The following is a 12,160-nucleotide window of genomic DNA, read 5'->3' as shown; positions in this document are numbered from 1 at the left end:
GCCTGCATTAGGAAGATGGTTGTGATCTTAAATTCGATGCTAAGAGACGGTGTTTTGTGGGAAGCGCCAAAAGCTTAAAATTAACTATTGACGCCATAGTCTCTTGTTAGGCAATACCTGCACCTAGAAACATTAAATATATTGAACTCACGACAATCACACATATAGTAGAAAACATGCCAAAAACTCTAAACTTCAGGTTCTCTTCAGTTTGACTTACGCCATAAGCATGGACAAGTCTTGCGATAAGTAGAAGTGCTGCTAGTACGTGAACAACAATTGCATTAGCATTGTACGTTTCAAGAAAATATAAAAGTAATAAAGTTAAAGGGACATACTCCGAAAAATTAGCATGTACTCTGATTGAACGATTTAACTTATTACTCCCGCCATCACCAATTGATGCTCTGACTTCTTTACGAATACCAATAATTCGTAAGCTTAAATAGATGTAAAATAACGCGAGAAATGATGCGTAAAAAATAGTAATTGGCACAAGACCTCCTTGTTTGCCTAACGCCTTACTAAGCGGCGCGAAATAGTTGGCTAAAATGTACGAGGAACGAGTGCTAGCCAACTGTTTAGCGTCCGTTTGAGTAACTTGTTATATGCTGAAAACACCTAGCCCCAATTCAATGATGGGCAAACTTTTAAAGCATACTCTTTTGCTGAATTGATACTTGTGTAACTTCCACTAAGGTGTGCCTCACCTTTAATGTATTTACCAATATGAATATCATAAAACTCTCCAAATTGATCTTCTCTAACTTCTGGGTCATCTTCGTAGTCACCCGATCCCGGCTTAAAGTTGCTTTTTATAATATGAACTTCCATTTCAGCGATACCACCATAGATCCAACTACCACTCAACATCAACTTTTCATGAATTTGACTCAAAATGTACCCTAGGCATATAACGCCCACAATAAGGGGCTGATTAATAGTTTGCTAAAATGTGAAGCGGAGCGGAACCGAGCAAACTGTTAGCAGTCCCACTTTATTTGCCTTGTTAGCTGGTTATTGCACCATAGAAGGCTTATTGATTACCTGCCATATGAAACAGAAAGAAAACAAAACCACCAAATAAGATAAGCCCAACTATAACCATAACGGTTAATGTTTTTGATTTTTGCATTGAATCTGCTAAATCTTTTGCTGGTACTAAACCTAATGCCACTAGAATATTTAGAATAAAGTCCATTTAATAATCTCCGTTTATCTTAACCTGCTAACGCCCAAATAATGGGCAAATATCAGTTGGTTAAAATAAGCGACGCAGGAGCAAAAACCAACTGTTATTTGTCCTGATTAATTTGCTTGTTATGTGTTTATAGCACTGATGTAATTAGCGATTTTATCTACTAGTGCCTCAGCATCAGTATTTTTAGCATTAACAATATAACCTGACCAAATATCCCACTCTAAGCCAACAATTGATTGGTTTAAGATAAACTCTTGGAATGTTTCGTCAAGACCCTGAGTCAACTCTGAATGGGAAATTAAGTTGAATTCTTTAACAACAGATTGAGTGATTTTATGGTAATCATTTGAGGCTATCTGATCAAAATCATATGTTAGCCTATTGCTGCAATCCCGATGCTTATTCACCCAACCTCCCTAAACACATAACGCCCTAATAATGGGCAAAAAATTGTTGGCTAAAATGTTGAGGAACGAAAACAGCAAACTGTTTTTTGTCCTTATTTATTAGCTTGTTAGGCATTAATTACTCTTGCCTATTTCTTGGGTAGCTTGAACTAATTCATTAAGCTGTATTTCAGACATTAATTTAAGCTCTTTGAATGCTTTCGAAGTATATTCTTTAGCCCCGTTTCCTTCTCCTGATATTTTTTTCTTTTCTCCTGCTCGGTTTATAAAGAACATAAAAGGCATAGCTGGATTGTCTTTCATCGTAGCAAAAACTAGTGATTTACCATCACTACACGATGTTACCTGCCAATTTGCAGTAGCTATTTCGGTATGAATTGGACCAATATTACAAGATAAAGACTCCGCACCAAACGAATGAAAAGAAATTAACAGCATTCCAAATAATATAACGCGAGATTTCATATGATGCCTAACATTTGTATAGTGCGCATGCGCATTTACCTCATTAGACCAGTAAAAACGCGCACAGCTAATTGCCTGAAAATATTGTAAAAGTTAACATTATAGCTAATACACTTCTTGATAAATGCGCATGCGCACTTTTCAAGCCTATTATTTAAATAAATAGTACATTAAGCTATTGATAATATGTGAGTATTTAAAAAACCACAAGGATAAACGCGCATAAAGCAATCATTTTATCACTTGAAAAATGGCAAAAATAAATAATACTGTATATAAACACAGTTACAGAGTTATTTAGCATGCCAAAAATGACAAGCCCGTTTCTCAGTAAAGTTCAAGAAAATATGCGAATGCGTGGGTACAGCATAAGAACCGAAAAGCCTATTTATATTGGATTAAGGCGTTTATTAACTTTCAACATAAACGACACCCGGAAACGATGGGATCAATTGAAGTCGCGCAGTTCCTTAGCTATCTTGCAAACTCCCGTCATGTCGCTGTGAATACACAAAAAGTGGCACTCAATGCATTAGTTTACCTTTATCAAAAACACTTAAAACAAACGTTAGGTGATTTAGGCTTTCGTTACGCAAGTAAACAAAGGCAGCTTCCAACCGTATTATCGACAACAGAAGTGGCAAAGGTATTGAGTCAACTTAAAGGCCGCGATAACCTTATCATTGCAATGCTATACGGAAGTGGCATACGTATTTCTGAGTGCTTGAGTCTGCGAATACAAGATATCGATATTGTGCATCAATCACTCACCATTCGAAACGGTAAAGGCAGAAAAGACAGACAGACCATTCTCAGCCAAAGATGCATCGACAAACTTAGTGAATTTATTGAAAGTGCGATCAGTGTTCAACAGAAAGACAACCTTATCGGTGTGGGTCCATCCCTACCCAACGCATTGGAACGAAAATACCCAAGTGCATTTAAACAAATTGGATGGATGTTCATATTTTCTTCTACAACTATCGTCAATAATCCCTATACGGGAACGCTTTGCCGACATAATTTACATCATAGTGTCATACGTAAGTCACTCGCTAATGCGGTACATAAAACAGATATCACTAAGCGCGTGACATGCCATACCTTTAGGCACAGTTTTGCGACCCACTTATTACAATCTGGCAGGGATATCCGCAGCGTTCAGGAGTTGTTAGGGCATAATGACGTCAACACAACTCAGATTTATACGCATGTGCTAGGCCAGCATTATGCAGGAACCATTAGCCCACTGGATATGTTGAGTGATTAAACATAAAAAATTCGCGCTTTTATACATATGCCAAGAGATAGCGTATTTATGAAAGAGGAACCCTATGTTGATGAACTACAAACCTATGTTGTTTTATATATTAAATTCTAGATAGCAAAAAGCCCGCTAATAAATTAGCGGGCTTTTCTAAATATGGCGGAGAGATAGCGTATTTATGAAAGAGGAAGCCCACATTGATGAACTACAAACCCATGTTTAATTATAAATACACAAGAACGAAAAAAGGCTCATCATTTCTGATGAGCCTTTCGTCTTAAATATGGCGGAGAGATAGGGATTTGAACCCTAAATTGATGCGCTACAAACCTATGTTGTTTTATTTATTAATATCTAGATAGCAAAAAGCCCGTTACTTTGCAGTAACGGGCTTCTTTAAATATGGCGGAGAGATAAGGAGTTGAACCCTACACTGATGCGCTACAAACCTTTTAATTCTCTTGCCGAACTCACTCAATTTCCACATAGCAAAAAGCCCGTTACTTTGCAGTAACGGGCTTCTTTAAATATGGCGGAGAGATAAGGAGTTGAACCCTACACTGATGCGCTACAAACCTTTTAACTCTCTCGTCAAACTAACTCAAATTCAACAAAGCTAAAAGCCCGCTATAAAATAGCGGGCTTTTCTAAATATGGCGGAGAGATAGGGATTAGAACCCTACATTGATGAACTACAAACCCATGTATAATTATAAATACACAAGAACGAAAAAGGCTCATCATTTCTGATGAGCCTTTCGTCTTAAATATGGCGGAGAGATAGGGATTTGAACCCTAGATGGGCTACAAACCCATGCCGGTTTTCAAGACCGGTGCATTCGACCACTCTGCCATCTCTCCGAACGCCGAGAATAATAATGTCCTCGGGGTTCACTGTAAAGTGATAAATTCAATTAAATGACTCGTTTGCTCAACATAACATCACCATGCTGTTTTTTTAACGGTTTACACCACATGGCGTACGTTAAAACCAGTAAATGTGTTTTATTAACGCTAAATCATTTAATTTGGTTCTTATACTTAAACCTATCTACTCAAGTAAAAACAGCTCAAGCCAAATCTATTCAAACCCAATTGACTTAAACCAAAAAGCTTAAACCAAAAGGCTTGACAGTTTTAGGCTGCTTCTTTGACATTATCGATCTGCTTGTTTCGATCAGTTTCAGTCAATAATCCTTTGATCAAACTGAAGCAAGCTAAAAGTAAGATAATAGTAAATGGCAACGCAGCAATAATTGTTATCGACTGTAGAGCTTGAATTGATTGAGTACCACCAATCCACAGCATTACCATAGCAATGGCACCAGAAATAAAGACCCAAACAACTTTCTGTCGATCAGGCACTTCTAACTTACCACCTGCAGTCATGCCATCAATCACAATTGAGCCTGAATCTAATGTCGTCACAAAGAAAACAATAATTAGTGCGATTGCGATAAGCGATAATATATTTCCGAGTGGGTAAGCTTCTAACATGTAGAACAAACTCAAAGATACGTCAGCAATACCTTGATCTATACCTAACTGCCCCACTTTATCAATCACTTGTTGAATTGCGATACCGCCAAAAATAGACATCCACGCTGATGTCACCGCTGTTGGTATTATCAATACACATAAAAGGAACTGACGAATAGTGCGCCCCTTAGATATACGTGCCACGAACATACCAAAGAAAGGAGCATAAGCGACCCACCAGGCCCAGTAGAAAACGGTCCAACCATGTAACCATGTGGTATCTTCTCGACCAGAAGATTGACTCAAAGGAATGATATTTTTAACGTAACCAGTAAGTGCTGTAGCGACTGAATCTAGTACCGTTGTGAAATTCAGCACGGCAATAAAGATAATAAAGACAAAGGCAATAACCATATTAAGGTTACTTAAAAATTTTATACCTCCATTCATCCCTCTAAGTACAGAGACTATGGCTAATCCCATGATCAACATAATAATGAATTGCTGAAGAAAGAGATTATTTTCAAGGCCAAACACATGGCTGATACCACTTGCAGCTTGAGTTCCGCCTAAACCGAGCGAAGTAGCTAAACCAAACAGAGTCACCAGCACAGTTAATACATCAATGACATCCCCTGTTTTGCCCCAAACCTTATCGCCTAGTAACGGATAGAACACCGAGCGCATCGATAAAGGCAGGCCTTTGTTATAAACAAAATAAGCAAGACAAAGCGCTGTCATGCCATAAATGGCCCACGCATGAAAACCCCAGTGAAAAACAGTCGCCCCTAATGACACTTCACGTCCTTCAGGGGTAAATGGGTCAACATTTAACGGGGTGCCAAACCAGTTGGTATAAAATGCAGTTGGCTCAGCCACACCCCAAAAGATCAAGCCTATGCCCATACCAGCAGCAAATAACATGGCTATCCAGGATACCAAGGAATAATCAGCCTTGGCTTTATCACCACCTAAACGAATTTTCCCTAAAGGTGAAAACGCAATAACAACTGCAAGCAGCAGCATTATGTTTGCGCCCCACATGAAAAGGAAATCGAAATTAGATAGTACTGCGCCTTTTACTGAATCGATTGCAGCTTTGGCATCCGCTGGGGAAAGTGCTAATAAGGTGATGATGAAGAGAAGAGAGAGCCCGACTGAAGCGGTAAAAACTGTGTTGTGAACATCCATGCCCAATTTAGTCACATTATCCTGTCCGATTTGATAATCTGTAGATTCAATGCTGTATTTGTTTGATTTAAAACTCATAAATTATGATGTTCGCATATCCGGTTTCACGAATACAAAAGACAACTCCATTTTGCTTAATAGTTGATTAGCTAACCGCACCAGTAAAACTCATGTGCTACCCACTATATAAGGTGAGTAAAGGCTATAAGCTGAATCCCAAGCTTGTGATACTAGCATAAAGGCCACACCTAAACGTTGATGTATGCCCACGAATGCCAAAGAACAGATAATTAGTCCAAATACGGAGAGTAAAAAGCGCGCTAAATTGTTATCAGTAAATTGATTAGCATCTTCATGCCATTCATAGTCAAAGTGATGTTTTTCGGCCAGCACTTTCACGGCATTCACCCCATCTACAATACTTTGATGATGCCACCCCGCTATTTTGGTAAATAACAGCACAGTAAATTGCTTGGCTGCTAACTCTGGACTGTACAAAAGTATTAAAGCCAAGCTGATGATTAACATCACTTAATAAAACACAATCATATTTTCATCTATCCAAATAATGTTCTAACCTTGCATGCTTTATCACTGTTTAAAGTATTCCTGCTTTTAACTGTTTATCAGCATAATCAACTGCTCTTGCGGTAAATGCCATAAAGGTAATGGATGGATTAACGCAGGAGGTTGATGAAAATGCTGAACCATCAGTGACAAATAAATTTGCCACTTCATGGCACTGATTCCACTTATTCAGGTATGAGGATGTCACATCGTGACCCATACAGCATCCTCCCATTTCGTGTATTGCCCCTCCAGGAGGAGCATAGCCTTCAAACCCTTTAATATCCTCAAGGCCTGCGGCTACTAAGATTTCAACAGCGGTGGCGGTCATGTCATCGACCATATTTTTCTCATTGTCTTTATAGACCACATCTGTCACGAGTATAGGCAAGCCCCATTGATCAGTTTTAGTGGAATGCAACATCACTCTGTTTTCAAAGCGAGGCAGTACTTCACCAAAGCCCCACATACTGAAATACCAATTACCGGGTTGGCTGACCTTAGCTTTAAAATCAACACCTACTCCTTGGCCATTTTTAGCCCATTGCCAACCACTGCGACTGGCACCACCTTGAAAACCATAACCACGTAAAAAACCGTTTTCAGTCTGGTTATTGGTAGATTTAGCAATTGATAACGTATTCTCAAGGTTTCTAAACCGCGGTATATATACCCCTCCAGGACGGCGACCTTTATAATAATCGTCTAAATAACCAGATATTTTGCCGCTGGCGCCACCGCCACCACAATGATCCATAATGTAACGTCCCAGAATGTCATATCGATTACCAATACCATTGGGAAATGTAGTCGATTTAGAATTGAGTAGGATTTGAACTGAACCTAAGGTAGAAGCGCACATAAATACTACTTTCGCACTGATACTGTGCGATTTTCCAGTTTTACTATCAACATAACGAACTCCTGTTGCTTTACAGGCAACGTCATCATAGAGCACCTCTTGCACTTGAGCATTGGCGATAAGTGTCAGGTTTCCAGTCCGTTTTGCTGCTGGTAACGCCGCCGAATTTGAAGAATAATAGCCACCAAATGAACAACCTCTTGAGCACTCACTACGAGCCTGACACTGCACTCTGCCTAAATCGGTGTGAACTTTATTGGCTTTGCTAAGGTTTGCCATTCGTGCAGGAATAAATTTCCGTTCTGGATAGGCTTGTTCAACCTTGGCTTTCATGTCACGTTCAACCACATTTAAAGACTGAGGCGGTAAAAATTTTCCATCTGGTAATTGGGGCAAGTTTTCATAGCTACCAGAAATACCGACAAAGGGTTCGATATGGTCATACCAAGGGGCAATATCTGGATAACGAACAGGCCAATCAACACCGTGACCGTCTCGTTTATTGGCTTTAAAGTCTTGTTCGCACCAGCGATAACTTTGTCTCCCCCAAATTAAAGACTTACCACCCACGGTTGCACTTCGATACCAAATGAAAGGTTGTTTTTGTTCGTAAGGGTTTTCAAGATCGTTAATCAAGTGATGCTTGGTAAAATCATTATAAATATAGATGTTTTTCTGAATATGTTGCTGCAGTTTAAATTCAGTTAATACTTCACCCCGATAAGGCAATTGCCAAGGCGCTAACCCTTCTGTTTTATATTGGCCGTGTTCAATAGGTTCACCGCGATCAAGTACCAAAGTTTTGTAACCTTTCTCACAAAATTCTTTCGCTGCAATCCCACCGGACATACCTGAACCCACGACGATCACATCAAAATCCATATTATGCGCTTTCATGCTTATTCCTTTAAATTAAGCTTAAACTGTTAAAACCAAACCCGGCCAACCTCGGAGAGTTTAAGCTCCTGATATGGCCCTGGGATGGGGTCAAATTTTAGAGCTTGGGTAGCACCGATTTTTGAAGTGTAATAACCAATCACAATCAGTTGTTTAAGCTTGCGATAGAATGTAGTTTGCTCAGAACCTTGGTACATATCACCATCAAGTATCTCTATTGAGTTAACTTGTTGGCTGGCTGACAGATCTAAGAAGCTTGGATTAGCATTAAGTAAATTATCAAACTGGCCAACAAACTTAATTCTTTCATCAGGGGTCATAAAATGATGAACGTAATAGTCAACATACAAGTGCGCATCGGCTTCGCTGGCGCTGGGTGTATCCGTATGAGGAATAATGATATCGCTTATTAACTTAATACATTCCAATTGTTTTTCAGTAAAACCTGTCTTCATTGTTTCACTGTCAAACGCAGATGTAGCGGCGATCACCATGCTATTAATTGAGGTAACACTACAACCTAAAACAACGGAAAGGTTAACTAAAAATTGACGTCTATTCATACCAGTAACATCCATGAAATACAGATAAGAATTTAGAAAGCATTATCAACTATCTAACAGCAACTCTTATAACTTAGTGAAATAATAATATGATAATACCATAACGACAATATTGTTCATTGTCTACAATACTACCGCTGTGTTTTATTCCGAAATTAACTTGGTAATTTGACTGGCTGTTTTAAAAAGTGATTCAAGCAGGTCTTGATTGCCATTACCCCCTTTGTCTTGCACCTTAAAAGTTGACACACTCAAAGCAGCAATCACTTTTGCATTCGGTTGGCCTATGAGTGCTGAATAATCTTTTACCCCAGTCAATAAACTATTTGGCTGCACAATAAATCCAGATTGTCGAATAGCCTCTAAGTCTGTGGTTAAATGACTTCGATTAGACGGCCCCAACTGACAAAATGTCGGATCATGCTCCATTAACATCGTCTGTACTTCTGCATTACTATTGGCTAATAGTAATTTTCCCGCTGTTGATTGGCTAAGGCGAAACATTGCACCTTCAGCAATACTCAAATGAATGGCACCAGTGCTTCTAGCATAAACAATTACCATCGCTTGGCTTTGATACAGCATGCTTAAATAACACGACTGACCACTACTCACGGCTAGATCTTCCATATACGGCAATGCCGATTGTCGAACACGATCAATGGGCGAAATGTTTCTAGAAAGGTGATACAACTTTAACGTTAATTCATATCGTCCTGTTGTGGGGTGGCGCTGAACATAACCACGCTTCTCTAATCCAACGAGCACTCTATAAATTTCATTCGGTCCACGACCAACCCCCGCCGCAATCTCACTTTGGCTGCAAGGTACAGCATTACCGACCAAAAATTCGAGTATATCCAGCCCTTTATCTAACGCAGGGACAGCATATCTTTTGCTATTTTTGTTTTTCACTACGGCTCCTTATATTCAAATATTCTTATATAAATTAAAAATTAATATAAGAATTCAGCCTGATTAAACATCTTGATAAAACATAGCTTTAGTTCACAACAGCACATTCATATATAAATTCTATATTTTTATATAAATTTTAGTTGAAATTATTGTTACAAGAAGTGATTATTGTCAACAATGAACAAACAACATTTACACATAAGGAAAGGCGTAATGACTCACTCATCACTAACAAAAGATCAAATTACTGAGTTTGAACAACAAGGGTTTGTCATATTAAAGCGTTATTACAATGATGATGAAGTCTCTCTACTGCAGCAAGCAGCATTTAATGATGAATCCCTTTATACCCGAGCTTGGGAGAAAAAAGATTCACAAGGAACAGTGAGTAAAGTCTGCCTATGGCAAGAAACTGGTGATGATTTTTACAGTATGTTTTCCCGAGGCAGACGTTTGGTTGATGTGTGCGAAACGCTAATTGGTGAAGAGGTTTATCACACCAGCACTAAAATCATGATGAAAGAGCCTTTTGTTGGGGGAGCTTGGGAATGGCATCAAGATTTTGGCTACTGGCACCGTGATAACTTTATGCTTTACCCAAAAGCCATTAGTTGCATGATTGCCATAAATAAAGCCACACCAGAAAACGGCTGTTTACAAGTCTTACAAGGTTCTCATCATTTAGGTCGTTTAGATCATAACAAAACAGGCGATCAAAAAGGCGCGGCAATGGAGTTTGTTGAAGAAGCAATGAAATATCATCCGCTGGTTAATGTGGAACTTGAACCTGGGGATGTATTATTTTTCCACTGTAATTTATTACATAAATCAAACCAAAACCGTTCAGCTGAACCTCGCTGGAGCATGATTAGCGCGTACAACGCCATCAGTAATCAACCGTTTATTGAAAATGAAGCAGTCTACTATCCATTAAACCGAGTAGAAGACGATGCCATTTTGAATTGGTAAACCAGTTAGTCCATTTTTAGCCTTTCAGGTAAATTAACCCAAACCGTTTAAAGCATCATTTGAGCGGTTTTATCATAAGAGAAAATCATGCCAGCTAAACAGACTCATACTCAACATGCCCTGCCCTTAAATGGGCAAGACCCTCACGGAAAAATTATTGGCCACGGTAAGTTTACATACAAGGTGGATGCACATTGGGGAAAACTTAACCCTGAAAAGTACCCAATTGAAAACTGTCATGGATTTGCTATGGATGCTGAAGGGCGTATTTTCATGATTACTGACAACACCAGCAATAATATCTTGGTATATAGTCAGCAAGGTAAATTACTTGATGCATTTGGTAGCAGTTTTCCTGGTGGGCACGCCTTAAAAATAGTACAAGAAGGCGAGCAAGAGTTTCTTTATGTTGTTGATTGTGGATGGATTGTAAATCGACATTGGGATGGCCACAGTATAGATAAAGAGGATAGTCCATTTAATAAGGTGATACCCCAAAGTGGTTTTGTGGCCAAAATGACCTTAGACGGCAAGCTAGTTTATACTATTGGCCATCCGCAAACTTACGGAGTTTATACACCAGAGCAGCCATTTCGCCCTACTGACATTGCCATCGCACCTAATGGGGACCTTTACATAACTGACGGTTATGGCAGTGACTATTTATTGCATTACGACAAACAAGGTCGTTACCTCAATCATTGGGGAGGGCATGATAATACCGACCCCAATTACAACCTGCATAATACCCACGGCATCGAAATTGACTTACGCGATGAACAAAAGCCATGCCTAATGGTCAGCTCACGGTTTGAACAATGCTTAAAAGTGTTTTCACTTAATGGAAAGTATATAGATAAAATAAATGCGAATGGTGCCTACATTGGCGGGCCAGTATTCAAAGAGGGTTTATTTTACGCTCCTGTTTGCTGGTCCCATATAAACGAACATAATGCCGACAATACTGGCTTTATTAGCATTTTTGATAAAAATAATACTTTAATTGCTAATTTGGGTGCAACACAGCCCGAATATATTAATGGCCAATTACAACCTATGCAAAGCACAGAAGATGTGTTTAATCATGTGCATTGCATTTGTGTCGATCAGGATGACAACTTGTATGTAGGCCAATGGAATGCCTCTCAAAGCTATCCAATAAAATTGATCAAAGTGTAATTTACTCTACATACAACCGATTTGGTTATTGGCTTCTAAGTTAGCAACAAAGATACCCGACTTTTTAATATTTAGCTGCCTATAACCTCTATTGTGCTCACCTAGAAAGCTAATGACGAACTTTCATGTCATGCTTTATTTAACACAATACGTCTAAAAATAGCTGACCGTTTTTACTTTACCCACCAGCGCTGG

Annotated in this window: 12 protein-coding genes, 1 tRNA gene and 1 pseudogene; 3 read left to right on the top strand and 11 right to left on the bottom strand. The window is 39.0% G+C overall.

Annotated features, from left to right (window positions below; translation table 11 throughout):
* Positions 1 to 106: 106 nt before the first annotated feature.
* The 5 genes from L2737_RS12005 to L2737_RS11985 all read right to left on the bottom strand — a co-directional run bounded on the left by L2737_RS12005 (position 107) and on the right by L2737_RS11985 (position 2,073).
* Positions 107 to 496, bottom strand: coding sequence for an MAPEG family protein (locus L2737_RS12005; RefSeq protein ID WP_248955857.1), 390 nt, complete (start codon positions 494 to 496; stop codon positions 107 to 109).
* A 125-nt stretch (positions 497 to 621) separates the two neighbouring features.
* A complete protein-coding gene (locus tag L2737_RS12000) occupies positions 622 to 897 on the bottom strand; it encodes a hypothetical protein (RefSeq protein ID WP_248955856.1) in 276 nt (91 codons plus the stop codon).
* Between the two features lie 139 nt (positions 898 to 1,036).
* Positions 1,037 to 1,201 (bottom strand): hypothetical protein, encoded by a 165-nt coding sequence (locus L2737_RS11995; RefSeq protein ID WP_248955855.1) that lies wholly within the window; start codon positions 1,199 to 1,201, stop codon positions 1,037 to 1,039.
* Between the two features lie 119 nt (positions 1,202 to 1,320).
* Complete coding sequence (locus L2737_RS11990; protein ID WP_248955854.1) at positions 1,321 to 1,608, bottom strand: hypothetical protein; 288 nt, start codon at positions 1,606 to 1,608, stop codon at positions 1,321 to 1,323.
* Positions 1,609 to 1,722: 114 nt separating this feature from the next.
* Positions 1,723 to 2,073 (bottom strand): hypothetical protein, encoded by a 351-nt coding sequence (locus L2737_RS11985; protein ID WP_248955853.1) that lies wholly within the window; start codon positions 2,071 to 2,073, stop codon positions 1,723 to 1,725.
* A gap of 302 nt (positions 2,074 to 2,375) precedes the next feature.
* On the opposite strand from L2737_RS11985, the pseudogene L2737_RS11980 reads away from it, so the two are divergent.
* Positions 2,376 to 3,343 (top strand): annotated as a pseudogene (locus L2737_RS11980) (integron integrase).
* Positions 3,344 to 4,110: 767 nt separating this feature from the next.
* Here the strand turns inward: L2737_RS11980 and L2737_RS11975 are convergent.
* The 6 genes from L2737_RS11975 to L2737_RS22455 all read right to left on the bottom strand — a co-directional run bounded on the left by L2737_RS11975 (position 4,111) and on the right by L2737_RS22455 (position 9,814).
* Positions 4,111 to 4,201 (bottom strand) — tRNA-Ser (locus tag L2737_RS11975).
* Positions 4,202 to 4,477: 276 nt separating this feature from the next.
* Complete coding sequence (locus tag L2737_RS11970; RefSeq protein WP_229369508.1) at positions 4,478 to 6,088, bottom strand: BCCT family transporter; 1,611 nt, start codon at positions 6,086 to 6,088, stop codon at positions 4,478 to 4,480.
* Positions 6,089 to 6,178: 90 nt separating this feature from the next.
* A complete protein-coding gene (locus L2737_RS11965; protein ID WP_248955852.1) occupies positions 6,179 to 6,472 on the bottom strand; it encodes a ThuA domain-containing protein in 294 nt (97 codons plus the stop codon).
* A 136-nt stretch (positions 6,473 to 6,608) separates the two neighbouring features.
* Complete coding sequence (locus L2737_RS11960; RefSeq protein WP_248955851.1) at positions 6,609 to 8,336, bottom strand: GMC oxidoreductase; 1,728 nt, start codon at positions 8,334 to 8,336, stop codon at positions 6,609 to 6,611.
* A 29-nt stretch (positions 8,337 to 8,365) separates the two neighbouring features.
* Positions 8,366 to 8,899 (bottom strand): gluconate 2-dehydrogenase subunit 3 family protein, encoded by a 534-nt coding sequence (locus tag L2737_RS11955; protein ID WP_248955850.1) that lies wholly within the window; start codon positions 8,897 to 8,899, stop codon positions 8,366 to 8,368.
* 144 nt (positions 8,900 to 9,043) lie between these two features.
* The gene (locus tag L2737_RS22455; protein ID WP_248955849.1) at positions 9,044 to 9,814 is read right to left on the bottom strand and encodes an IclR family transcriptional regulator; all 771 of its coding nucleotides are present in this window, start codon (positions 9,812 to 9,814) and stop codon (positions 9,044 to 9,046) included.
* A 216-nt stretch (positions 9,815 to 10,030) separates the two neighbouring features.
* Between L2737_RS22455 and L2737_RS11945 the strand changes: the two genes are divergently transcribed.
* Together L2737_RS11945 and L2737_RS11940 are read left to right on the top strand one after the other, a co-directional pair.
* Positions 10,031 to 10,786 carry a phytanoyl-CoA dioxygenase family protein gene (locus tag L2737_RS11945; protein ID WP_248955848.1) on the top strand — a complete coding sequence of 252 codons (756 nt, stop codon included), beginning with the start codon at positions 10,031 to 10,033 and terminating at the stop codon, positions 10,784 to 10,786.
* 87 nt (positions 10,787 to 10,873) lie between these two features.
* Positions 10,874 to 11,965 carry an NHL repeat-containing protein gene (locus tag L2737_RS11940; RefSeq protein ID WP_283108326.1) on the top strand — a complete coding sequence of 364 codons (1,092 nt, stop codon included), beginning with the start codon at positions 10,874 to 10,876 and terminating at the stop codon, positions 11,963 to 11,965.
* Positions 11,966 to 12,160 lie beyond the last annotated feature (195 nt).

This window comes from Shewanella electrodiphila (assembly GCF_023283985.1).
Lineage (GTDB): Bacteria > Pseudomonadota > Gammaproteobacteria > Enterobacterales > Shewanellaceae > Shewanella > Shewanella electrodiphila.
This window is presented reverse-complemented; position numbering and strand designations above follow the sequence as displayed.